Raw genomic sequence first — 25,620 nt, 5'->3', positions numbered from 1 at the left:
AGGCTCATTTTATTAAAATAAGCTTATCAGAAAAAAAAACATAAGTTAAGTAGTTCTTTCTAATACCCAATATATTAAAATATACAATTAATAGACTATTCAAAAAAGCGTTCCAAAAAACAAGGAGGACAAAGTCATGCAACCCTATTTCAAACAACAGGATGGAATCTTCCCATCGGTTTGCTCACTTGATTGCCCCGATCAATGCGGTTTACTCCTTCACAAAAAAGACGGAAAAATCGTGAAAGTCCAGGGGGATCCCAAACACCCGGTCACAAAAGGAAATATATGCAACAAGGTCCGGAATATGACAGCCCGTCTATATGATCCGCATCGTCTTTCGCAACCGCTTATGCGAATCGGTCCAAAAGGAAAAGGGCAATTCGCCCCCATTAGTTGGGACGAAGCGATCGGGATGATCACGTCAAAATGGAAGGCCTTGATAGACCAGCATGGACCGGAATGCATCCTCCCCTACAGTTTTTATGGAAACATGGGAAACCTCAGTGCTGAAGGCATGGATCGTCGCTTCTTCCACAAACTTGGGGCAAGTAGGCTGGAGCGTTCCATTTGTAACTCTGCCGGTTCGGTCGGCTACAGTTATACCATGGGCGGTTCGTTCGGAATCGATCCGGAGGAAACGATCGACACAAAGCTTTTCATCATGTGGGGGATTAATGCCGTGAGTACCAATATGCACCAAGTGACGATTGCCCAGCAGGCCCGGAAAAATGGCGCCAAGGTTGTGGTGATCGACGTCCATAAAAACCAGACCGGGAAGTGGGCTGATTGGTTCATCCCCATCCTGCCTGGTACGGATAGTGCACTTGCCCTTGGCATCATGCATATTTTATATGCCGAAAATATGGTCGATCAGCCTTTCCTAGACGCCTATACGGTCGGTTCTGACGAATTGCGTGAGCATGTCCGCCAATATGACCCGGCGACCGTCTCCACGATCACGGGCGTTCCAATCGAAGACCTTTATACATTAGCCCGGATGTATGGACAGACCAAACCATCATTCGTTCGAATCGGTAATGGCCTGCAGCATCACGATAACGGCGGAATGGCTGTAAGGACCATTGCCTGCCTTCCCGCCCTTACCGGACAGTGGGGTGTTAAAGGCGGTGGGGCGATGAAAGGGAACTCCGGTTATTTGGCATTTAACAAAGATGCCTTACAACGCCCTGAGCTTTTGCGAAACAAGACTACTCGCATCGTCAACATGAATCAAATCGGAGAAGCCCTTTTAGATAAGGAGAACCCGATTCGTTCCTTATTTGTATACAGCTCCAATCCTGCCCTTGTCGCTCCCAATGCAAACAAGGTTAAGGAAGGACTTATGCAAGAAGACCTATTCACGGTCGTCCATGATTTATTCTTAACTGAAACGGCGCAGTATGCCGACCTGGTCCTTCCCGCCTCTTCATCCTATGAGACGGAGGATTTTTATACTTCCTACTGGCATAATTACATACAAATTCAAAAGCCTGTCATGGAGAAGTATGGAGAGTCCAAATCAAATGTGGAATTGTTCAAGATGTTGGCTGCTAACATGGGATTCGAGGACCAAGCTTTTCAAGATTCTGAGGCAGACATGATCCGTCAAGCACTCGACTTCCCCGAGAATCCTTATTTAGGAAACATCAACTATGAAGCTCTTTCTGAACATCAGTTTGTAAAAGCCGAGATGCGACCACTCTTCCCAGGGAAACTGCCGACACCGAGCGGCAAAATCGAACTCTATTCCGAACGGATGAAACAGCATGGGTACGAACCATTGCCTACCTATACACCCATCGCGAAAGACAGCGACCTGCCGTTCTTATTCATACCGGCGCCGAACCATAATTTCCTGAATTCAACTTTTTCCAATAACGAGAAACATATATCGATGGAAAAAGAACCAAAACTGCATATGAATACGGAAGACGCAGTAAAACGAGGGATAACAGACGGCGATATGGTCCGTATCTGGAATGCACGAGGCGAATGTGTATTAAAAGCCGTCATAGGAGAAAATGTCCTGGCCGGTGTCCTAGTCAGCCAAGGCATATGGCCAAATACACCTGGCAGAAAGCAGCATATCAATGCCCTCACGCCAGACCGGCTCTCCGATATGGGAAATGGTGCCGTCTTCTTTTCCGGCCGTGTTGATGTGGAAAAAGCAGTGTAAATGATGATTTTATTTCTCGCATTCACTCGTTTCCCGGGAAATATCCTCGATTCTTGTAATATATTGACTCAAATTCTGGATTCATTCGCTCCACAAAAAAAGGCTGTTCCCTCCGGGGAAGCAGCCTTTTTCGTGGATCCGAACCACCCTGGTTGATTCGAATGCCATCCTCTTCACGTCTTATACAACTTCTTTTTCGATAGCCGCAAATGTATCGTCCAAGATTTCGATCAACCTCCCTACCTCTGCTTTAGTGATGATCAAAGGTGGTGCAAACACTAGCGTATCTTGATCGAATGTAACAGATCGGCAGATTAAACCATTTTTAGCGGCCTCCGAAACGATCCGTGGAGCCAAAGGGGTTTCGAATTTTTTCCCCGTTTGTTTGTCTTTGACGATCGATATACCACCAATCAGTCCTAGCGCCCTTACATCCCCGATTATGGAATGTTTAGCTTGAAGCTTGTTAAAGCCTGCAAGCAATTCCACTCCACGTTGTTTCGAGTTTTCAATTAAGTTTTCCCGTTCAATGATTTCGATATTTTTCAACGCAACGGCACAAGCCATCGGGTGGCCACTGTATGTGTAGCCATGTAAAAGCGTCCCTTTAGAAAGGGCTATGAAATCCTGATGCATCCTATCATTCAGGACAACACCGCCCAATTGGGCATATCCACTCGTCACGCCTTTGGCAAAGCACATCATGTCTGGTATGACCCCGAAGTGCTCGATTCCGAAATACGCACCCGTTCTGCCAAAACCGGTAATGACTTCGTCCGTCACCAACAAAATGCCGTACTCATCACAAATCTCCCTGACTTCCTTGAAGTAGCCTTCAGGAGGCATATTCACGCCACCAGCCCCTTGTATCGGTTCCGTTATGAAAGCAGCGATAGTTTCCGGTCCTTCCTGTACAATGGTCTTGCGCAATTCCTCAATGGAGGAACCATCCACATAACAGAAATCCGGCGCAAGGGAATTCGTGAAGTCGCGGAAAGGCTTCAATCCCGTGGCACTAGTCGCTCCCATCGCCACCCCGTGATAGGAGTTCGAACGGGAAATGATTTTTTGCCGGTTGGGCTGGCCTTTTAAGATCCAATAGTGACGCGCAAGCTTGATCGCCGTATCACTCGATTCCGACCCTCCGGACGTAAAGAACACGGCATTCAAATTTCCGGGTGCGATGGAAGCGATTTTGGCAGCCAACCGAATGGCTGGTTCATTACTGAAGGTGGCAAAATTAGAGGTGAACGCCAATTTCTCCATCTGTTCCTTCGCCACTTTGGCAATTTCGTCCTGCCCATGCCCGATATTCACATTCCAAAGGGAAGACATCCCATCGATAACCGTCCTGCCCATGATGTCCGTTAGGTAAATCCCCTTACCCCTTGTAAAAATGAAACTCGGTCCATCTTGCTGCTGTTGTTCGATCGCTGTTGTTGGATGGATAAAATGCTTTTTATCCCAATCAATCAATTGCTGAATATCCGTCTTTTCTTTCACCATGTAGAAACACCCTTCTCTACTGATATTTTTAATACAGAGATATGTATTCTGCTAACAAGATGCATGCCGGGGTACTGTGTTCTAACATAACCATTCAGGAAATAATCAGGAGATAAGTCAACCTCTCTATCTAGTTAATTTCCTGAAATATTTCATTTAACATTGTATTATTCTTGTATTTTTTTTATCCCATAAACTTCGAAAATCTTTAGCCAGGCTATCGCTACATGCCATGAAGACCTGCATGCCGGGACCCACTAAAAGGCGGGGATACGAGCAAAAAAAAACTAGCTGCTAAGATGACAGCTAGTTTTTGATTCCCTACCTTTTCATGGTACTTTCTTTATATATTATTGTTATCGAGCACTCACTTCATGTCGTCCATCAGCGAGTGCCTATTCGAATTCCTTCAACACATAGGCCAAGTTTTCACTCACATCACTTGCGAGCAGACTGCTCTTCGCCCTCGTTTCACTCCATTGCTCCGCGCTTACCCCGTGACAGTAAACAGCATTGGCCACGGCCGCTTTCTTATCTTCATAGAATGAGATAAATGCAAGGATCATCCCAGTCAAGGTATCACCTGTCCCGCCTTTGGCAAGTCCATCATTGCCGGTCGAATTCACCCATACATCGCCATCGGGAAATGCCATCACCGTATTTCTTCCTTTGAGTACAACGGTCACCTTATTCGAGATCGCATATTCAGATGCGAGGCGCAGGCGGTCTTTCTGGATTTCCTTCGTCGGAAGACCCGTCATTTTACTGAACTCACCAGGATGGGGCGTGACGATCGTCATCGCTTCACGCATGGGATAGTCGCGTTTCTTAAGGGCTCCTGCATCGATAATGATCGGCAGGTCCCTTTTCATTACTTCATGTAACGCCCGGTCGATTTTTTCCTCATTATCCAATCCTGGGCCGATTGCCACTCCCCTTATCCCTTTAGGCATCGCTCCAGCCGCTACCTTTTCCAGTCCATCATGTAAAAATGTGCATTCCGGCACCCGGCTCGCGATAATTGCTGAAGCGAACCTTGTTGTCGCCACAGTCAATTTCCCGATTCCACTCCGCATCGCTGCAAGGCTCGCCAGCATGGCACTTCCCGGCATTTCATCCGTACCCGCTATCAACAGTCCCGTCCCGAATGTCCCCTTATGCGAGGCACCATTTCGCTTCGGGAAGCTTGCGGCAACGTCCCCTTTGGTCCATATCCGCCAATTGGATGTCTGTGGCAAGCCAATATCGAGCACTTCGGTCTGACCATAATACTCGACACTTCCTTCGAGAAACGCCGATGGTTTGTACCCGTGGAGCGTGAATGTTCGGTCAGCCTTTATAGCCTTTTCCACTTCACCGGTATCCGCCAAAACGCCTGTCGGAATATCGATTGCCATCCGAACGGCCTCTTGCTCATTCATCCAATCAATCAGCTGTTCGATATCATTACGGAGTGGCAACCTCGCTCCGACCCCAAGCAACGCATCTATCAACACATCATAATCCTCACTGATTTCCGATACCTCAAATCCGCAGTGGAGATAATAGCGGTAGTGGCGCTCTGCAGTCTCAGAAACAGGTTCCCCTAGTGGGATAGCGAGCTCACACATGAAACCATGTTGCTTTAAATAACGGGCGATAACCACTCCATCTCCGCCATTGTTCCCTTTTCCCGCAAGAATCAAGATTCGCTGCGATTTGCTCACATTTTTGACAATGGCTTCAAATAAAGCACGTCCCGCATTTTCCATCAGCGTAAACGTCTCAAGTCCATGATCCGCTGCAGTTCGATCGATTCTTTTTATTTCCTCTCCTCGATAGATATACAAAACGAAACACCAGCTTTCTACAAGATCCTTACAAGGTCTAGTTTTGGCCCCACTTATCTTTAAAAATCAAATCATCCATCGACCGTCTCTTTTCCCAATTGGCCGTTTCAAGAATCGGTTTATCGGGATATTGATCGGTATAGCCAACAGACATGAGCGCGACAGGCTCCACGTGTGGAGGGATATCCAAAATGTCCCGGATATCATTCTTCTTGTAAAAACTGACCCAGCCCATCGCCAACCCTTCCGCACAGGCGGCTAACCACATATTCTGAATGGCACAGGCCGTCGATAAAATATCCGTTTCAGGAATGGAGTTGCGTCCAAGCACATGAGATCCACCCCGCGTCGGATCACAGGTCACACAAATTGTATAGGGGGCTTCCTTCAAGCCTTCTACTTTCAAACTAAGAAACTTGTTTTCTTTTTCCCCTTCATAATGAACCGCAAGCGCCCTTCTTTCCTTATCCGCGGCCCAGGCCAACCGCTCTTTAATCTCCTGGTCCGAAACGACAATGAAACTCCAAGGTTGCATGAACCCAACAGACGGTGCATGATGTCCCGCCTCCAAAATCTTATGCAAGGTATCCCTTGAGATGGGATCGGGTAAAAAACTCCGGATATCCCTCCGGCTATAAATCGCTTTATATACACCAGCTTGTTCATCATTAGTAAACATACTTCTCCTCCATTATCTCTATCTCTTAGAGAAATTTATCTAAATATTAATATTCAATATGAATTTTACAGGTAAACCCTTACAATGAAAAGCAGCCTCATCCTTCCTATTCTATGACAAAAACCGGAATCGATGAAGGATAGCTAGGGGAAATGGACGCGGGGTACAAGACCTTCATCCGCGAGAAAGGAAAGGAACGAGACTCTATTCATCTCGTTCCATCCACAATCAGGTTGACCCTATCTCGTGGAAGATGTGCATCGACATAGAGATCTTCATAGACCATCCAGTTATCTTCCCACATGGAACGCATCTCTTCCCCATCACGCTCAATTCCACGGCCTAATCGTTTCTCCCGGGGGCACTCCACCCAAATGGTAAAATTATAGAAGGCAGCCAATTCATAGCGAGTGGAGTATGTGCCTTCAATGATGACAGTCCCACCCACTGGGATGGTATGCCACTCAGCCATTGCATCCGATTCCCAATCATAACGTTGGTAGACCGCTTCTTTCCCTGAGGTAAGCGGTTCCAAAACTTGACTGAAGACACGGGACCAATCGTAGTTCACACCAATCAAATTCCCGACTGGAGGCAACTGGGCCCTTTGAGAAGAAGGAAAATAGAAATCATCCATATGAACAATTGTGACATCCTGACAATGAGCTTTTATATAGGCAGCAAGGGTACTTTTCCCCGAACCACCGCGACCATCTATGGCAACTAAATATGGCCTTCGGTTTCCAGGGGAATTCTGGATTTCAGCAATAAGTTGGGAAATCGTGTGCTGGCCACGAATTGTTGGGAAATTCATCAAACCCCTCCTCTTCCTATATATTTCTCTACACCCTCCCAAGAAACCCTCCTTGGGCGCGCAAAAAAATTGAAAGAAGGTACAAAATATGAATTCCATTCCCTTTGCCGTCATCTTCGACATGGACGGCACCCTGTTTCAAACCAATAGGATTTTAGGTTCATCACTTGAAAGAACGTTCAAAGTCCTTCGGTCAGAAGGAAATTGGCAGGGAGAAGCCCCTCTTGCCACATACCAAAAAATCATGGGGGTTCCACTAAAGGTCGTATGGGAAACCTTATTGCCAAATCACGCCGAGTCTATTCGGAATCAAGCCGACCGACTCTTTCTTGAATGTTTGAATCAAGAGATCAAAGAAGGAAAAGGTCAGCTTTACCCAAACGTCATCGAGACCTTGTCAGTCTTTAAACAACAAGGTATTCCAATATTCATAGCCAGCAACGGACTTGAAAAGTATTTGGAAGAAATCTGTACATATTTTCATCTGCATGAATACCTTACGGACATTTACAGTATCGAAAGGTCATTGAAAGGCTCGAAAACGGATCTAGTTCACATGTTGTTGAGAAACTATAACATTGAAGAAGCCGTCCTGGTTGGCGACCGAAAGTCCGATATCGAAGCTGCAAAGGAAAATGGATTAGTGGCCGTCAGCTGTCCATTTGGTTTTACGGCTGTCAATGAATTGGTGGAAGCAGATCTTCTCATCGCGGATTTTTTTGAATTACAAGCATATGTTTTTAAACGAATATCAACGCTCTCTTTCTAACAGATCTTCCTGTTCCGCTAGCCATACCACTATTTTATCTTGGATGTCCCTGATTCCCTTTTCCTCCACGAAGTTGTTCAAAAGAATTGAAAAGATGATGCCTTCCCCACTTTTGGTGGTCACATATCCAGACAAAGTGCTCGTAGCGGAAATCGTCCCCGTTTTAGCGCGGACATTTCCCACGGCCGCCGTCTTTTCCATCCGATTCCTTAATGTACCGCCTATCATCTTTTCTTTAACCCCAGCAACCGGCAGTGCATTGAGATAGGAAGGAAACCATGTTTTTTCCCGAACGGAATAAAGGAGTTTGGTCAATTCGTTCGCTGAGATCAGATTGACCTGGCTAATCCCTGAACCATCCCGCATCATGGTCGAATGCGTGTCCATCCCCATCAGCTCGAGCTTACTTTCTGCTATCTTCAATCCATTCTCCCAACTGCCTTCCCCCTTCGCTGCCTTCCCCATTTCCTTCACCAAAACTTCAGCATGTGTGTTATTGCTCAGTTTCATGAAGGGAACCAGCAATTGTGAAAGGGTCATCGAATCATGGCTGGCAATTTTCCTAGCTTGCGCGGGTGTTTTTCCTTGTTTGGTCGTACCTAACACCTTGATGCCTTGCCGTTCCATCGATTGTTCAAATAATCTTAGGGCATATTTGGTAGGATTAATCACCGCCATATATTCTTTTGTCGGCAAGCCATGTTCCGGCATAATCCCCGTTACCGTCAAGACATTTCGCTCATGATCGCGTTCGACCTTGATTTTCTGCTTTCTGTCCGGTGCTACGGTTATCGCTTCATTAACGACTGTTACATAGTCCGTTTCCGGCTGCATCGTCACGGTTGCTTTTTTTCCAGCCCTTTTCCCCGGTGATATCTCCAGAAGGACAGTCCCGGTATCATACTCCTCATCGGGTGCGGCGGTTAAGGCTGAAACGGCCGCCCCGTAGTACTCTTGCTCATCACTTCGTATTAAATCAGGCGAATGGCGTTCATCGTCATACCATGTATCATCGCCGATAAGATCTCCATGAACATAGTGGATTCGATGTTGCTTCAACACCTTCGCCAAACCATCAAAGTCCTTTTCAAGAAGGGTTGGGTCTCCTTTTCCCTTCAAATAGACATCCCCCTGAAGGACGTTCGCGACCTGAATGCCTTTTATGTATAGTTCCGTTTGGAAGACATGCTCCTCCCCTAACGTTTCAAGTGCCGCTGCCGCTGTCAGAAGTTTCATGTTCGATGCCGGTCTCATCCTTATCTCCGCATCATGCTCATACACCAATTCCCCTGTATCTGCCGAACGGATTGAAATTCCGGCTAAGGCCCCGGTTAAAGCAGGCGACTCATGTACGATACGCTTGATTTCACCAGCCATCGATTCCTCTTCATAAGCAGCCTGCATCGTTTCCCCATTAAAAAAGCACATCAAAAACAGAAAGAAAATAATGTATACTTTCCTTATAAAGGTCAAATCCATTTCACCTACTTTTAAATTTCATTCACATGTCCCTTCATATCAGGCATACACAGTATTCCGTATTCCAGGAAAGCCTCACCTCAGGGACTTTTTTAGCTCTAAAGGGAACTTTTACTAAGAATCATCCGTATAAAAGTAATGACACAGTAAGGAGTGAACATATGTATTCAAAGATTCAAGCGCCAACAAAGAAAATTTCGAAAGAATCCATCAAGGTTTGGCGGATGACGGAAACCATCACCAACCTCATTATTCTCGTCATACTCGGCATCTTATTATTCGTTGATACTTATTTTTCCTGGAAAGAGTGGATTGGATGGGTTTTAATCGGACTGACCATCATCGAATGCTTTTCCGCCATTTGGTCCATCATCATCGCCCCCATTTTATTGCAAAAATATTGGCGATATGACGTAAGCGAAGAATTCATCCAAACGAAACATGGAGCGTGGTACGAATCCCATGAACTCATCCCGATGACGAAAGTTCAATCGGTCGAGTTGAACCAGGGGCCGTTTCTACGGAAGTATGGCCTTTATACAATTAGTATCGGAACCATGGGCGACTCACATACCATACCCGCCATTCCGGAGAAAGAGGCGTATGAACTTCGAGATAAAATTGCGCACTACGCCAAGATAAAGGAAGTGGAATGACATGGCGGAACAATCCAAACGGTTACACCCGCTCAAAATCCCATTTGAAATGTGGAATGTGCTGAAGAAGGAATTCTTTTTAATTATCCTCCTTTATGTATTGAATTTTGGTACGGAAAAGGTTTATATGATCGTGCTGCAACTCATCTATCTCTTATACTTCGTATGGAAGGTCATTTCATTGACTTTGAACTGGTTCACCTATACATATCATATAAAAGAAGGAAACATTCAGATCAAGTCCGGGCTTATTTCCAAGTCCTATCGGACAGTTCCGCTTCACAAAATACAAAACGTCCAACGACGGACAACCGTCCTTCATAAGTTTTTCCACTTAACTTCTTTAACGTTCGAAACGGGAATGACTGGTGACCAAGGTTCTGTCTTGTTTGAGGCGATTTCTTTAAAAGAAGCCCAACGACTTGAAACGGAATTTTCCTCACAAGAAATCCCGGCTGTAGAAGAAAATCATCTGGAAGAGGACAGCTTGAAAGAAACGGGTGCTGAACAAACCATACATTTCACACCGACTAAACGGGATGTGTTAAAAGCTTCCTTCACGTCACTAAGCTTCCTGGCCATCATTCCGATTGTCGCTACGATTTATAAAACACTTGATGACTTTTTCAATCTAGAAAATGCCGAAGGGGCTGTGGCATCGTTTTTGAATTCATGGATAACCATAACCATCTCCTCCATCATTTTAGTAATATTAGCCGTTGGTTTTGGAATTATATCGACGTTCGTGAAGTATGGGAAGTATGAAATTTCATCGGATGCCAAACGTGTGTATATAAAAAAAGGGGTGCTCGATGAATCTGCCTTTTCGATTCAGAAAGAAAAGGTGCAGGCGGTGGAAATCACCCAATCCCTCATCAAAAGAATGCTTGGATTAGCGGAGGTGAAACTGATAAGCGCGGGAAGTACAGGAGATGAAAAACTGGAAACGAATACGCTCTATCCATTTTTATCGGTTGACCGTGCCCATGCCATAATCGAAGAGATTTTGCCTTCTTACAAGGTGGAACGCTCCATGCATCCCTTATCGAAACAAGCTTTCATCGTGCGAATGCTAAGGCCAAGCTATATCTGGATAGTTGTGACGGTTGCCATTTTTATTTTCAAGCCAGCGATATGGTATATTTCCTTGATTCTTTTCGTACTCATTTATACATCGAGAATCATAGATTACAAAAATGGCCGCTATTTATTACATGACGAATTCATTCAATTTAAATCAGGAAGTTTGGAAACGTCCCTGTTCATCACGAAAAGAAGCAAGGTCATTCAGATTAAAGTCGAACGCTCAAGACTGCAAAAACGCTTTGGGCTCGCATCGATCGAAACCATTAACCGTTCCAAACCGGTACATCATACCAAGCTACAAGATGTTTCCCTTGAATATGCCGACGAGTTTTACACATGGTATATTGATCGCACGAAAAACATTCAAGTCGAATAACCAACCAGAAGAAAGAGTTGACTGCATCCAGTCAGCTCTTTTTTTGTAAGTCTAATTGGCTGACAATGGAGGTCACTACTGTTTTTAATGGATTCATCATTCCATGAGATGTCTGCTGTTCAAATCGCTTGGCTGCATCCACCATCGATAATTGAGCAACAGAAATTGCCTTTTGATCATCTTGAACGAGTTGATGTAAGACCTTGATGATTTCAGCATTGTACTCTTCTTTCAATCCTTTCATGATTAATTCGAAAGTATTTTCCATGATCATAATCTCCAAATCCAAGGATTTTTGATGGATTTCCGCATACTTTTCAAGACGCTCCACGGTACCGTTAACTGTTGCTGGGTTCGTAAAAAGGAGAATCTGAGGTTGAGATAGCGTACAGATGTATTCGAAGTAAGGTTCATCAATTTTAATGATGGGCACGGATGCTACCATACGTTGGTCTTGTAAAAGGGCGATATAGTTCGTGCAAGTAATTAGGATAGCATCCACTTCACATTGAGCGATCCAATCCAGTTGCTCTTTTACTTTTTTCTTTGCTTCTGTTTTATCGTAATTCCCAACAGAAGTCATTCGATACATTATGGAAGAGTCCACAAAATGCATGAGATCGATGTCATAGATTGAAAGAGCTCTTTCTATATATTCTATATTTGAATAATGGGCATGAAGGCATCCTAATCTTTTTTTCAACTCACCATTCCCCCTTCATTATGCTTTCTGATTATTCTACCAGTAAAATTCCTTTCTTGGATAATCTTTTCTTTCCTGTTTCAATCACTTTACCTCCTAATATAAGTCATTCTTATGAATTTTCTAAAAAAACTAAAAGATAGGGAAACTAAGCCGAAATATCTAGAGAACTCATAAGAAGTAGATATAAAGGAGCAAACCTATGAAACGTCTGAAAAACTGGTACTTCAATTCTCTTAAAAAACAAATACTGATACCCTTTTTAGCTTTAATTATTATTAGCGGATTTCTCATATCCTACGTAGCCTATGATCAAAGCATTGAACTAACGACAGATGAACTGAAAAATACGACAGAAGGTCAAGTAAAATCAATGAATGAAGTATCTGATCGTTTCTTCCAAGAAAAGGAAAAGAATTTAGACAGGATAAGCAAAGATGTGGCCATGACCACACCCCATTCAGACGCTGATTCCATACTTACTGAGTTTACCAATACCCAAACGACCAATGAAGAGATCATCAGCTTGTACATGGGGACGGAGAAGGAAGGACAGACGATCATCTTCCCTAAAGCCTATTTACCTGGTGACTTTGACCCAAGGCAACAAGATTGGTATCAAGCCGCTTTGAAAGGAAAGAATGAAGTCATATGGACCGAGCCTTATACGGATACTGCGACCAATTCCCTTATCATCACGGCAGCAAAAGCAATCTATGATGGCGATAAATTGGTCGGCGTTCTTGGTGTCGACATCGCGATGGAAACGTTACTGAATACGATCAATCAGACGAAATTCGGGAAAACGGGATATGCCATTCTACTGAATGAGAAAGGGTCTATCCTTGCCCACCCTGATCAATCGAAAATCATGAAGGATCTTTCGGCTCAACCCATTTTTCAGCAAATGAAAGGTGAATCAGGATCTATGATCCTGGATTTTGAGGATAAAAGGCAAATCATCGGATACTCATCCAGTCCTACTACTGGTTGGAAAATAGTTGGAGTCGTGGATAGAGATGAAGTGGTGGACCGTGCAAGCTCTATGGTCATGCACAATATCCTGGCCATGATCGTCACTTTTACTTTGGCTACCATTTTTTCCATCTTCATCACACGTTCTTTGACAAAGCCCATTAAACGCCTTCAAGAATCCATCAAGAAAATGGCTGGCGGTGACTTCGCCTCCACGATTTCCATTTCCAGTGGGGACGAACTCGGCAAGCTTGCAGAAGACACCAACACCTTAGCAGAGAATATGAGTGCCATGCTTAAAAATGTCCATGCCCTTTCCAATAAGGTTGCCGATTCCTCCATGTTGCTCGTTGCCAGTGCCGAAGAAAATTCGGCTGCCGCAAACGAGGTCGCCATGACGATGGAACAAATCGCTTCAGGTGCCATTGATCAGATCGAAGTCGGCCAAGATAACGAAACGGCCATAGAGCTCATGGCCGACAAAATCAACAACCTGGAAAATCAGGCAGAAAAAATGTCGCTTGCCTCCGGTGACATGTTCAAGGCATCGGAAAATGGAATGATCACCGTTCAGGGCCTAAAACAACAATTCGATGTTACAGCCCAGATATCCAACCAGATGAGTACAGCCGTAAAGTCACTGGATGTTCGATCCCATACGATTAGCGATATCGTCAAAACCATAACAGGGATTGCCGGGCAAACCAATTTACTCGCCTTGAATGCAGCCATCGAGGCAGCCAGGGCAGGCGAGCATGGAAAAGGTTTCGCCGTCGTTGCCGATGAAGTGAAAAAATTGGCCGAACAAACGGAACACTCCTTAAAGGAAATAGCAGAAATCATTTTTGCCATGCAAACTGATACCGCAAATACGGTTAGCTTGATTGATCAGGTCAACCAGAAAATCGATCATCAGAGTACATCCGTCACGAACACCGAAGTGGCCTTTGGCGATATTGCATCAATCATCTCTACCACATTCAGTAACTTTGATGAAATAACAAGTACCATGCACGAAATGATTGCCCAGATTGCCGTGATGTCAGGCAACGCGAAACAATTAAACTCCGTTAGTCAGGAGGCAGCTGCCGGCACAGAAGAAGTGTCCGCTTCAATTGAAGAGACGAATGCCTCCATGGAACAATTAAATGCCCTGGCTGGGGAATTGGACAGCCTATCGCAGGAAATGCATAAGGAGATCCAGAAATTCAGCTACTAAACAAAAGAAAGAGCAGAAGCCAAAAGGCCCTGCTCTTTTTACATGCTCTAAATTAAAGTGGTCTTCTTCTATTCGTAAGCGTTTCATCCGTTTCAGTAATACCTGTGTATGAAGAGTTACCCCTTTTCGCATCGGCATCCACCAATACAAGCAGTTTCCCATTCTTAACATCCGATTCATATTGAGTGGCTTCACGCTCAGGGATACCGAGGCCAATCAATGTACCGGCCAAACCACCTGTACCAGCTCCTACTGCCGCACCAGCTAATGTAGCTGCAATCGGTCCAGCCGCAAGTACCGGTCCGATTCCTGGAATGGCCAAAGCACCGATTCCCGCTAAGAATCCAGCTGTTCCGCCTAAAACTCCACCAGTGGCAGCTCCAGTAGCAAGCCCTTCCTCTACTTTCGTTCCAGTTTCTTTTTTCACCGTTCTAAGTTCTTCTTTATCTTTAGCAACCACCGAAATATCATCTTGAGTATATCCTTGAGCCTGTAATGCCTCAACTGCCTGAATGGCCTCTGATCCAGTATCATAAACTCCAATTATACGTTTATCCATATCTATCATCCTCCTTAAAGAATGTTGTTTGTCGCTCCCTCTTTACATACCCCCGGAATCCAAAGCACTAAACACATTTCCACCGGAAAAGATTTATGGTTCAAGCCCATTTATAAGGGTATATAAAATTATAGTTTGCATACTTATAGGAGGTTTTTTTTTAATGCTTATCGATTTACTGAAAGATTTAGTCTCCATTGACAGTTCCTCCAAAGAAGGGGCCAATGAAGCAGTGGATTTCTGTGCCGGTTGGCTTAAGGGACAGGGATTGACTGTGGATGTGATTGAAAATAACGGGTACAAAATGCTCGTTAGCGAAATCGGGAGTGGAGAAAAAACATTGATATGGAATGGCCATGTCGATGTAGTGAGCGGGACGCCTAATCAATTCTTCCCCGAGGTGCATGAAGGGAATTTATATGGCCGTGGAACGGCCGATATGAAAGCGGGGGTTGCAGGCATGATGTGCGCCTTCGCCGAATTGAAAGATAGGGACTTAGGGTTGAAAATCCAGCTACAAATCGTTTCCGATGAGGAAATCGGGGGCTTGAACTGCTCCGGCTACCTAGCGAAGCATGGATATCGAGGCGATTTCGTCATCTGTGCAGAACCCACGCAGTTAGGCATCGGCCTACAGGCTAAGGGCTCCCTTCGCCTCGATATCGAAGTTTCCGGTAAATCCGCACATGGAAGCCGTCCATGGGAAGGTGTCAATGCCATCGAAAAGGCCTATGATATCTATACGAAAATCAAGGCCCTTCCTTTCACACGGGAACATACCCCCCTTTACGCTTCCCCCTCTCTCAATCTCGCAAAAATAAAGGGTGGAGATGTGTACAATAAAGTACCGGATGCTTGTTTACTCAGTCTCGATATTCGTTATCTTCCAACCCAGACAATGGAGGAAATCGTCGAGCAAATCGAAACCGTGGTAGGCAAGAACGTCCATATTAACATGTATAGTAAACCCGTTAACACGGAAGAAAACGATCCTTACATCACGCTACTCCGGCCGATTATCGAAAAGAACACGAAACAGGAAGCGGTCGTCTTCGGTCAACATGGCTCCGCTGACACCATCTTCTTTGCAGCGTACGGCATCCCAGCCATCGAATTCGGTCCAAAAGGAGAGAATTGGCATGGTGACCGGGAATGCGTCAATCTCGAATCCGTCATAGTCTATCAAAAAATGCTCGTTGATTTTGCCTCTGAATTCATTTTACAAAAATAAGTATAGAAAGAAGCCGATATGTCCATCTATCGGCTTCTTTTTTATAGAAGAATCCATCGTGAACGTCACTTCTAACCTCTTAAAACGGAAAATTCTCTTCTTCCCATATAATTGACAGCCTTTTCTTTCAAAAATGACTCGTCATACCCTCTTAAAATGATAAAACCATAAAGTAGGCTTTTAAGCCCATACTTTTTCCACTTATTTTTCCATATTCATACAAAATATATTATGAAATCAAGCAATATTCCAAATTTTATAGAAAATCGTGAAGTATTTCGTGATAAAAGTTCAAATTAATATCATCCCTTTTACCTAGTTTATTTTTCAATGAAATGTTTTTGTAACACAATTACTATGCCACCGAAACATTATTGTCATATAGACCTGTTATTCTAAGTCTACGCTTTAAAACAAAGGAGAATATTAATTGAAAAAAATACTACTTCCTATTATCACTGCTTTCTTCCTGGTATTTAGTTTTTCCGGAGTTTCATCAGCTGCTACTACTACATATAAAGTTAAAAGTGGTGACACACTATGGGGCATCGCGAGTAAACATAACATAACGGTCAATCAACTAAAGAGTTGGAACAACCTTAAAAAAGATCATATTAAACCAAAACAAGTTTTAAAAGTTAAGAAAACTGCAACGAAGGCAAAACCCAAAGCAAAAAAAGCATCAAAGAAATATAAAACTATCACAGTCAATGCTACAGCCTATACAGCGAATTGCAAAGGGTGCAGCGGGATTACGGCAACTGGCCTTAACCTGAAGAAAAACCCTAAAGTCAAAGCTATTTCTGTCGATCCTAAAGTCATTCCACTAGGAACAAAAGTTCATGTAGAAGGTTACGGAGATGCCGTAGCAGCAGATAAAGGCAGTGCGATTAAAGGAAAAAAAATCGACGTCTTCTATTCTTCTAAAACAAAAGCTCTTAACTGGGGTAGAAAAACAGTAAAAGTGAAAGTCTATCAATAAAAAGTAATCAGCTTGTAACAATTCAGGCTGTTTTTTTTTGCCTTTTTTTCTTTTATAGTCATTATTTCACCATTCATATTTACTGAAAATTCAGCTAATGGTATGATTGGTCCATCAATCAGAAGCGAGGTGTACATATTGAAGATAGTCGTTATCGGAGCCGGTGCACTTGGTTCCTATTATGGAGGTAGACTACAGCAAGCAGGACAACAGGTTCAATTCGTCGTCCGTAAAAACCGAGCCCAACAATTGAGAGAGCAAGGGTTGAACATAACAAGCCCTCATGGAAACTATGAGTTTAACGAACTTCAATTCACAGAGGACGTACATGACATACAACAAGTTGACTTGGTCCTCCTAACGGTAAAAGGGTTCCACCTGAGAGGGGCGCTGCCTGACTTGAAGGTCCTGGTCGATAAAGGGGCAAAGGTTCTTCCCCTTTTAAATGGACTCGAGCATATCTCCATACTTCAGGATGAACTGGGCGAAGCGAACGTCATAGGGGGAAGTGCCTTCATTATCGCTACCTTAAACGAAAAAGGCCATGTCGTACACTCTAACCGGAACCATGACTTAATTTATGGCCCGCTTCATCCCTCTCAACAAGAGATCTGCGATGAGTTTGAACAAGCAGTTAGTTCAGCCATCATGGGAGCAAGCAGGACAGAAAACATCTTAATTCGTCTATGGATTAAATATATGTTCATTACTGCTTTCTCCGGCGTGACAACAGCATCCAATCTTCCCATAGGGACCATACGCAACTATCCAGAAACGAACCGGGTACTGGAAAAGGCGCTTGTGGAAATGCAGATGCTCGCTAACGCTCATGGCATTGGATTGACGGAAAGGAATGTCGCTCAGGCACTGGAGGACATAGCCGCTTTACCCGACGAAGCTACCTCCTCCATGCATCAGGACCGTCGGAAAAATCAATCCCTTGAAGTCGAGCATTTACAAGGGGGTGCCCTAAGGCTCGCCAAAAATGCCCATATCCAACTTCCTGTGATTGAAACCCTCTACGCACTCATCAAGCCTTTTGAACAATGATTTTTCTTAGGCACCAGTTTTAAAACTGGTGCTTTCTTGTTCCTCCTCTCTTCTCCCTCTCTCTCACTTTCCAAGACCAAAAAGACCAAAAAGAACAATATCACCAAAAGAATATTCTGACTCTTCCTTCTGTTACACTATAGTTAATTAAAGAAAGCGCTATCATATAACAAAGGAGAATACAGTATGAAACTATTAAAAAATCTAACTGTCCAAGTCATCATAGGTATCATTCTCGGTATTACAGTCGGTTTCTTATTCCCTGCTTTCGGTGAACAGCTGAAAATCTTAGCTGATTTGTTTATTAAAATGATAAAAATGGTCATCGCACCCATCATATTCTTAACCGTCGTTATCGGCATTGGCGGCATGGGTGACATGAAGAAAGTGGGTCGTATCGGTGGGAAAGCCCTCCTTTACTTCGAAATCGTTTCCACCGTTGCCCTTGCGATTGGTCTTATCGTGGTCAACCTGTTAGGACCGGGTAAAGGATTTAACATCGATTCAGTGGAAGGCGGAGATGTATCGCAATATACAACCGCTGCTGAGGAAACAGAACACGGTGCCATAGCCTTTATCTCCAATATCATCCCGGACAATGCTGTCGCTGCAATGGCCGGTGGCGACTTGCTTCCTATTCTGTTCTTTGCCGTCTTGTTCGGTATCTCCATGGCAATGATCGGACCAAAAGTACAACCTGTCGTCTCCTTCTTACAACATATAGCGGATATTTTCTTCGGCATCGTTGGGATCATCATGAAGTTTTCACCCCTGGCGGCATTTGGGGCCATGGCCTATACCATCGGTAAGTTCGGGCTTGGTTCTCTAAGTTCTTTAGGACAATTAATGGCTAGTGTATATATTACCATGGCATTATTCATCATCATCGTCCTTGGGGGCATCGCAAAATTCTATGGCTTCAACATATTCAAATTCATCGCTTATTTAAAAGAGGAACTTCTATTGGTATTGGGAACTTCTTCTTCGGAATCCGCATTGCCAAGTGTGATGAAGAAGCTTGAGAATTACGGATGTTCAAAATCCGTGGTCGGGCTGGTCGTACCGACCGGTTATTCCTTTAACCTTGATGGCACATCGATTTACCTGTCGATGGCGGCCATTTTCATCGCCCAAGCTTATGGCGTGGATTTAAGCATCTGGCAGGAAATAACCCTTCTTGGAATCCTGATGCTAACATCTAAAGGGGCTGCAGGTGTAACAGGATCCGGTTTCATCACCCTTGCGGCAACATTGGCTGCTTTCCCGATGATTCCTGTTGAAGGCATGGCACTTCTTTTAGGGGTCGACCGCTTCATGTCGGAAGCTCGTGCCATCACGAACCTGATCGGAAACAGTGTTGCTACAGTTGTCATTTCTAAAACAGAAGGCGAATTTGATCCAACTCATTCAAACTACAACAATTTGGATGAAGTAGCCGCCTCCACAGATCGATGAAGAACGGACACTAAGAAAGAGGATAGATGGGAAGCAGAACTCTCTGCCCGCATCTATCCTCTTTTCCATATGCATTCTTACTTCCTTACTGTCCCTTGAAACACTTCATCACTCCGTTTTATTATCCCTATTGACTGAACCCACCACCATTTCTAAAAACTTATCAATCATATTCATTTAAGATTTCCCGAAAAGTGTTTATACTTTTATATAGCAGATGATATTAGCTTATAGACATTCACTCTAAATAAAGAACAAAATAATACGAAACGGGAGGTTTTATCATGAAAGATTACGGATTATACATTAATGGGGAATGGTCCGATCACGGACTTGAAAAAATCGAAGTGAAAAACCCGGCAACCGATGAAATTGTCGCCACTGTCCCAAAAGGAGGAGCCACGGAAGCAGCCAAAGCTGCCGATGCAGCTTATGCGGCCTTTACTGATTGGGCTGCCCTCTCGGTTTATGAACGTGCGGATTTGATCTGGAAATGGCATAAATTGATCGACGACAATAAAGAAGAACTAGCTAGAATCATGACAGAGGAACAAGGTAAACCATTGAAAGAAGCCCTTGGGGAAATGAACTATGCGAATGGATTTTTATCCTGGTTTGCCGAAGAAGGAAAACGGGTGTATGGGGAAACGATTCCTGCCTCCACTACGAATAAGCGACTTTTTGTAACCAAACAACCAGTCGGTGTCGTAGCCGTCATTACCCCATGGAATTTCCCGGCGGCGATGATTACGCGAAAAGTGGCACCCGCACTTGCCGTCGGCTGTACGGTTGTCATTAAACCCGCGAATCTGACGCCGATTACAGCCTTGAAAATGGCCGAATTGGCTGAAGAAGCAGGCATTCCAAAAGGTGTCATCAATGTAGTGACAGGTAAATCATCGGAAATCGGCGAAACTTGGCTTCAAGATACCCGGATTCGCAAATTGACCTTCACCGGTTCAACGGAAGTCGGGAAAACTTTAATGAAGGGCTCTGCCGAAACCGTGAAGAAGATATCGCTTGAGCTGGGTGGCCACGCTCCCGCCATCGTTCTGGAAGATGCCGACCTCGATAAAGCCGTTGAGGGCATCATTAGTTCGAAATTCCGGAACGCCGGACAAACATGCGTGTGTTCAAACCGCATTTATGTTCATGAATCCATCCAGGACGTCTTCATCGAGAAGCTTGTTGCCAAAGTGAACGAACTGAAAGTGGGCAACGGTTTGGAAGAAGGCGTCGACATCGGACCTCTTATTGACCAAAGTGCAGTCGAAAAGGTACAAAAGCAAATTGACGAAGCCATCAATAGCGGAGCCAAACTCGAAGCTGGTGGGAAATCGATTGGCGGACTCTTCCTTGAACCGACCATCCTTTCCAACGTCAGCGATAGCATGCTTTGCATGAATGAAGAAACATTCGGACCACTTGCACCGATTGCTTCCTTCAAGACAGATGAAGAAGCGGTACAACGTGCAAACGACTCGATTTTCGGGCTGGCAGCATACGTCTTCACCGAGAACATCTCAAGGGGCATTAAAGTCACCGAAGCCCTGGAATTCGGGATCGTCGGCTTGAACGATGGCCTCCCTTCGGTTCCACAGGCACCATTCGGCGGATTCAAGCAAAGTGGGCTTGGCCGCGAAGGCGGACATCATGGGATTGAAGAGTTTTTAGAGGTCAAATATATATCACTAGGCCTATAATCAAATATTGGTACAAAAAAAACGGGACCAACTCTCAAAGAGTCGATCCCGTTTTTTCATTCAATTAAATCTTCCCCGAGTTTTTCCTCTTTCCTGATCCTGATGAACTTAACGATATTCAATACAATCGTTTTAATGACGGAATAAGTCGGTACAGCCAGGATCATCCCAATGATGCCTGCGATGTTTCCCGCAACCAATAAAAGGATGATGATGGTTAACGGATGCGTATTTAGCTTTTTCCCGATGACCAGCGGTGAAATGACATTACCGTCCAACTGCTGAACAATCGTGATGACCACTATGACCAAAAGCGCCTGTGTCGGCGAATGAATCAAGGCCACGATCACTGCAGGAGCGGCTCCAATAAATGGGCCGACATAGGGAATGATATTGGTAACGGCACCTATCAATGCAAACAGGAAGGCATAAGGCAAATCAATGATTAAATACCCCACGAACGTCCCAATTCCAACAAATAAGCAGACTAGCATTTGCCCCTGTATGTATGTCGTAAGGGTCTCCCCCGTTTCCTTAAGAACGGATAATGCCGGTTTGTGATAACGGACCGGTACAAATTTCATGATGGAGCTTGGTAGCTTATCGCCATCCTTCAACATATAAAACAGGATGAATGGAACCGTTACGACTACCAAGGTTATATTCGTGACAACGCTGAATACAGAAGACAGACTTTTAGTAATATTGCCCGGTAGGTCCGTCAAGTATCTTTGAAGGGAATCTCCCACTTCTTTCAAAGACACATAATCCTGTTCCATCGTCCACATGAACCATCTTGATTTGGATAAATCTTCGATGAACGTTCTTGATTGATTAAAATAATCAGGAAGGTTATTAATCAAATCCGTGACCTGACGTGAAAGGGACGGGCCGACAAGACCGACCAATAAACTTACTAGACCAAGGAATATCACATACAGCAATAAAATCGCCAATCCCCTCGGCACTCTCCTTTTCACGAGCAAATCGACCGTCGGATTGAACAAGAAATAAAGAAAACCGGAAATGAGTATTGGAAAGAACAAAGTTGAAGTGAAAATTACGATTGGTTCAAAAAGAAACGAAATCTTCGTCCCCACATAAAATAACACGGACAATAGCAATAGCTCTAATGTCCAAAAATGCAGTTTAGCCTTGAACAAGTTATCTCCTCCTATATAACTCTTCTTTTTCTAAAGAAAGATGATCCATTATGTATGTAAAATTTTATAATGCTACCTATCATTGATAGAAGTTTACCATACTTCCATTACCACAACGTAAAATTCTGTATAAAATTTATTTCAATGAATTCCAGGATTTACATTGGTAAAAAATCATCCTTCTCAAGGCAGTCTTTTAGAGCGGGAAACCCTTTTATCGGTCAAAACGATCAATATATCGGTCAAACTTGGCTTTTATCGGTCTATTCAACCTATTTATCAGTCAAATCCAGCACTTTATCGGTCAAACCCCATCTCAGCAAACAAAAAAACCCCGCTGCAATGAGCGGGGTCCATCTTCTTATTTTTGATCTTGAAGAGTAGCTTCAAGCATTGTACCGTTCTTGGCAAGGTTTGTATACCAAGAGAATGCTTTTTCAAGAACATGCGGTGTTTGGTGTCCACCAGTTAGAGCGACAGCTTCGTTGAAATAATCACGAAGTTGTTGACGGTAATCCGGATGTGCACAGTTTTCAATGATTGCATGTACACGTTCTTTTGGTGCTAGACCGCGTAAATCAGCGTAACCTTGTTCTGTAACGATAACATCCACATCATGCTCAGTGTGGTCAACGTGAGATACGAAAGGAACGATACTTGAGATTTTGCCGCCTTTTGCATAGGACTTCGTTACGAAGATACCCAAGCGTGCATTACGAGCATAGTCTCCAGAACCACCGATACCATTCATCATTCTTGTACCAGAAACATGTGTTGAATTTACGTTTCCGTAAATGTCGCATTCTAACGCAGTGTTGATAGAAATCAAACCAAGACGACGGATGACTTCCGGGTGGTTAGAAATTTCTTGTGGACGAAGAACGAGTTTATCACGATATTTATCAAGTTCGCCATATACTTGCTTACCTTTTTCTTCAGCCAAAGTAATGGAGCAACCTGAAGCGAATTTAACTTTTCCAGCATCGATAAGATCGAATACTGCATCTTGTAACACTTCAGAGTATACTTCTAAATCTTTGAATTCAGAATCAATTAAACCATTCAATACGGCGTTTGCAACGGAACCTACACCTGATTGAAGTGGTGCAAGTGATTCAGTTAAACGACCAGCCTTGATTTCTTCGCGAAGGAAGTTAGTAAGGTGATTGGCCATGACAGCAGTCTCTTCATCAGGAGGCACGATTGTAGAAGGTGCATCCGTAACTGTTGCCACAACAATTCCTTTCACTTTTTCAGGATCAACAGGAATACCGATCGAACCAATACGATCACTTGCACTCGTCAATGGAATCGGTTGGCGCTCACCTTGTTGAGCTGGTAAATATATATCATGCATGCCTTCTAATCCTTCTGGATGAGACACGTTTAATTCGATGATGACATTCTTCGCTTCTTGTACGAAGATAGCTGAGTTACCTACAGAAGTTGTCGGAATGATTAATCCGTCTTCTGTGATAGCCACTGCTTCGATGATAGCAAAGTCGATTGGTCCAACAATCCCTTGACGAACTAATTCAGCCGTATGAGATAGATGTTGGTCGACATAAGTGATTTCATCAGCATTGATTTTATTACGAATACCTTTATCCGCTTGGAATGGTAAACGTTTATTTATGAGTCCGGCTTCCGCCATATGTTGGTCGACTTCAGGTCCTAAGGATGCACCTGTATATACGTCAACTTTGAATTTTTCAGTTTTCGCTCTTTCAACTAGAGCCATTGGAATAACTTTCGCATCACCAGCACGAGTAAATCCACTCATACCTAGTTTCATACCATCTTTAATCCATGAAGCAGCTTCTTCTGCAGTGACAACTTTCCCCTTAAGTTGCTCATTGCGGATTTTTTTGAAAACGCTTTCGTTCATACAAAAGACCCCCATTTTCGCTTTTCTTACACCTAATTTTATCAAGTACGTGTAATTGTCACATTCTTTTATGAATGAAAAGCCTTAAAAGGAGCATAAAACAGCATTTTTATTACACGAAACAGAAACTCTAAAAACCAAGTGCTCTTCGGAACTGACTTGCGTACGTTTGGCTAACTTGAATTTTCGAATGATCCTTCATCACAAGCAAGAATGTAGAGTGAAAGTCAGGCAAGATTTCCTCAATGAAATGAATGTTGACAATATAGGAACGGTGCACCCGAATAAACATTTCACTTGGTAAAACGAACTCCAATTCACTTAAATTCAATTTATGGAAACCACTCACGCGTTCAGACTGGATCCTTGTCTTCCTATTTTGAGCTTCTAAAAACATGATTTCCTCATAAGGAAGCGGAATCCATCTGTCTTCCGTCTTGACGGTTAAAAAGGAAGTCGGCAACACGAACGGCTTGGAGGGAAGGATGGCTGTCACGGCGCCCATTGGATTTTCACCTTCCAGGATGGGAACGCTCAAACCATAATACGGGACGCCAAATACATCACTTTCAACTTGCACAGCAATTTTCTTCCGGCTCTGCAATGCCTTGAAAGCGGCCGTCCCTTCACTTATTAAATCTCCAGGTTTAATCCCGACATCGATTTGCTTGCTTGGTTGATAATAGATAAACTGCTCAGAATCAGCCACTGCAATCGAAGCGTTTTTTGGAACAAACTCACTAATGATATTTAAAACGGATTTAACCGTAAATTGATCCATTTTTCCCCACCCCATAAAGAACATATTGATTGATTATTTTCACTCTAAAGAAAAAGACTTTCTTCTGATTTTTCCCATATTAATGAAAAATGGAAGTAAATAAGCGAAAATCGTCGAAAAAAGCCAGAAAACAGGATTTAAATTACCTGTCCCATTTTCATTATAGTGGGTACTCCCACCAATTTCTATGGTGGAACCAATAAAAAATCCGTCCTTCTATTATAAAATTCACTTCCAGGATATAAACTATTCAAATACGCTGCCGAAAAGGTTTGCCACTATCTCTAAAACACAGGAAAAACCGTTCCTCTTTTTATAGAAGAAACGGCTTCCTAACTTAGACATCTGCTTTTTTAGACGGGGAATTGGTTCGGAGAAGTAAGATTGATTCTAAATTCTTCAATGGTAATTCTAATAAATAAGACCTGTCGGTAGGTTGGTAAATGTTTTCGGATATCAGTTCAGTCACGATCTTTTGCTTTTTCCTGGAAACAATCTCAATCAACTTGCCCATCTGTCCCCTCCTTTAATGTTTTCC

Annotated in this window: 21 protein-coding genes; 10 read left to right on the top strand and 11 right to left on the bottom strand. The window is 43.7% G+C overall.

Annotated elements, in window-relative coordinates; translation table 11 throughout:
* The first annotated feature begins 136 nt into the window (after positions 1-136).
* Positions 137-2,179, top strand: a complete 2,043-nt coding sequence (locus AC503W_RS02615) for a molybdopterin oxidoreductase family protein (RefSeq protein ID WP_494915887.1) — start codon at positions 137-139, stop codon at positions 2,177-2,179.
* Positions 2,180-2,359: 180 nt separating this feature from the next.
* On the opposite strand, the gene AC503W_RS02610 is transcribed toward AC503W_RS02615, so the two are convergent.
* The 4 genes from AC503W_RS02610 to AC503W_RS02595 all read right to left on the bottom strand — a co-directional run bounded on the left by AC503W_RS02610 (position 2,360) and on the right by AC503W_RS02595 (position 7,007).
* A complete protein-coding gene (locus tag AC503W_RS02610; protein WP_494915886.1) occupies positions 2,360-3,685 on the bottom strand; it encodes an aminotransferase family protein in 1,326 nt (441 codons plus the stop codon).
* 395 nt (positions 3,686-4,080) lie between these two features.
* The gene (locus AC503W_RS02605) at positions 4,081-5,514 is read right to left on the bottom strand and encodes an NAD(P)H-hydrate dehydratase (RefSeq protein ID WP_494915884.1); all 1,434 of its coding nucleotides are present in this window, start codon (positions 5,512-5,514) and stop codon (positions 4,081-4,083) included.
* A gap of 37 nt (positions 5,515-5,551) precedes the next feature.
* Positions 5,552-6,193 (bottom strand): 5,6-dimethylbenzimidazole synthase, encoded by a 642-nt coding sequence (bluB, locus tag AC503W_RS02600; RefSeq protein WP_494915882.1) that lies wholly within the window; start codon positions 6,191-6,193, stop codon positions 5,552-5,554.
* Positions 6,194-6,401: 208 nt separating this feature from the next.
* Positions 6,402-7,007 (bottom strand): uridine kinase family protein, encoded by a 606-nt coding sequence (locus AC503W_RS02595; protein WP_494915880.1) that lies wholly within the window; start codon positions 7,005-7,007, stop codon positions 6,402-6,404.
* An 88-nt stretch (positions 7,008-7,095) separates the two neighbouring features.
* Between AC503W_RS02595 and AC503W_RS02590 the strand changes: the two genes are divergently transcribed.
* On the top strand, positions 7,096-7,776 hold the full coding sequence (locus tag AC503W_RS02590; protein ID WP_402871919.1) for an HAD-IA family hydrolase: 681 nt from the start codon (positions 7,096-7,098) through the stop codon (positions 7,774-7,776).
* On the opposite strand, the gene dacB is transcribed toward AC503W_RS02590, so the two are convergent.
* The gene (gene dacB / locus AC503W_RS02585) at positions 7,759-9,180 is read right to left on the bottom strand and encodes a D-alanyl-D-alanine carboxypeptidase/D-alanyl-D-alanine endopeptidase (RefSeq protein ID WP_494915877.1); all 1,422 of its coding nucleotides are present in this window, start codon (positions 9,178-9,180) and stop codon (positions 7,759-7,761) included. The two genes, AC503W_RS02590 and dacB, sit on opposite strands and share 18 nt — an antisense overlap.
* Before the next feature lie 236 nt (positions 9,181-9,416).
* On the opposite strand from dacB, the gene AC503W_RS02580 reads away from it, so the two are divergent.
* Complete coding sequence (locus tag AC503W_RS02580; protein ID WP_402871923.1) at positions 9,417-9,911, top strand: PH domain-containing protein; 495 nt, start codon at positions 9,417-9,419, stop codon at positions 9,909-9,911.
* Position 9,912: 1 nt separating this feature from the next.
* A complete protein-coding gene (locus AC503W_RS02575) occupies positions 9,913-11,373 on the top strand; it encodes a PH domain-containing protein (protein WP_494915875.1) in 1,461 nt (486 codons plus the stop codon).
* A 31-nt stretch (positions 11,374-11,404) separates the two neighbouring features.
* On the opposite strand, the gene AC503W_RS02570 is transcribed toward AC503W_RS02575, so the two are convergent.
* Positions 11,405-12,076 carry an aspartate/glutamate racemase family protein gene (locus AC503W_RS02570; RefSeq protein ID WP_403079953.1) on the bottom strand — a complete coding sequence of 224 codons (672 nt, stop codon included), beginning with the start codon at positions 12,074-12,076 and terminating at the stop codon, positions 11,405-11,407.
* A 202-nt stretch (positions 12,077-12,278) separates the two neighbouring features.
* Here AC503W_RS02570 and AC503W_RS02565 point away from each other — a divergent pair, with 202 nt between their 5' ends.
* On the top strand, positions 12,279-14,270 hold the full coding sequence (locus tag AC503W_RS02565) for a methyl-accepting chemotaxis protein (protein ID WP_494915872.1): 1,992 nt from the start codon (positions 12,279-12,281) through the stop codon (positions 14,268-14,270).
* A 52-nt stretch (positions 14,271-14,322) separates the two neighbouring features.
* Here AC503W_RS02565 and AC503W_RS02560 read toward each other — a convergent pair whose 3' ends face one another.
* Complete coding sequence (locus AC503W_RS02560; RefSeq protein ID WP_402871935.1) at positions 14,323-14,829, bottom strand: YflT domain-containing protein; 507 nt, start codon at positions 14,827-14,829, stop codon at positions 14,323-14,325.
* 163 nt (positions 14,830-14,992) lie between these two features.
* Between AC503W_RS02560 and AC503W_RS02555 the strand changes: the two genes are divergently transcribed.
* From AC503W_RS02555 to AC503W_RS02535, 5 genes are all read left to right on the top strand, one after another.
* Positions 14,993-16,060, top strand: coding sequence for a M20 family metallopeptidase (locus AC503W_RS02555; RefSeq protein ID WP_494915870.1), 1,068 nt, complete (start codon positions 14,993-14,995; stop codon positions 16,058-16,060).
* A 430-nt stretch (positions 16,061-16,490) separates the two neighbouring features.
* Positions 16,491-17,042, top strand: a complete 552-nt coding sequence (locus AC503W_RS02550) for a 3D domain-containing protein (protein ID WP_402871940.1) — start codon at positions 16,491-16,493, stop codon at positions 17,040-17,042.
* Between the two features lie 129 nt (positions 17,043-17,171).
* Positions 17,172-18,092 (top strand): ketopantoate reductase family protein, encoded by a 921-nt coding sequence (locus AC503W_RS02545; protein WP_427651306.1) that lies wholly within the window; start codon positions 17,172-17,174, stop codon positions 18,090-18,092.
* Positions 18,093-18,278: 186 nt separating this feature from the next.
* On the top strand, positions 18,279-19,547 hold the full coding sequence (locus AC503W_RS02540; protein ID WP_402871946.1) for a dicarboxylate/amino acid:cation symporter: 1,269 nt from the start codon (positions 18,279-18,281) through the stop codon (positions 19,545-19,547).
* 284 nt (positions 19,548-19,831) lie between these two features.
* Positions 19,832-21,250: an NAD-dependent succinate-semialdehyde dehydrogenase gene (locus tag AC503W_RS02535; protein WP_402871949.1), complete on the top strand. Its 1,419-nt coding sequence runs from the start codon at positions 19,832-19,834 to the stop codon at positions 21,248-21,250.
* Positions 21,251-21,306: 56 nt separating this feature from the next.
* Here the strand turns inward: AC503W_RS02535 and AC503W_RS02530 are convergent, their stop codons facing one another.
* From AC503W_RS02530 to AC503W_RS02515, 4 genes are all read right to left on the bottom strand, one after another.
* Positions 21,307-22,413, bottom strand: a complete 1,107-nt coding sequence (locus AC503W_RS02530; protein ID WP_402871952.1) for an AI-2E family transporter — start codon at positions 22,411-22,413, stop codon at positions 21,307-21,309.
* Between the two features lie 361 nt (positions 22,414-22,774).
* Positions 22,775-24,301, bottom strand: a complete 1,527-nt coding sequence (gene scpC, locus AC503W_RS02525; RefSeq protein ID WP_402871954.1) for a succinyl-CoA:acetate CoA-transferase ScpC — start codon at positions 24,299-24,301, stop codon at positions 22,775-22,777.
* 130 nt (positions 24,302-24,431) lie between these two features.
* Positions 24,432-25,082 (bottom strand): LytTR family DNA-binding domain-containing protein, encoded by a 651-nt coding sequence (locus AC503W_RS02520; protein ID WP_402871957.1) that lies wholly within the window; start codon positions 25,080-25,082, stop codon positions 24,432-24,434.
* A 337-nt stretch (positions 25,083-25,419) separates the two neighbouring features.
* A complete protein-coding gene (locus tag AC503W_RS02515) occupies positions 25,420-25,596 on the bottom strand; it encodes a hypothetical protein (protein WP_402871960.1) in 177 nt (58 codons plus the stop codon).
* Positions 25,597-25,620: the final 24 nt, after the last annotated feature.

This window comes from Peribacillus suis (assembly GCF_059384845.1).
The sequence above is the reverse complement of the archived record's forward strand: the minus strand, read 5'-3'. Positions and strand labels throughout refer to the sequence as shown.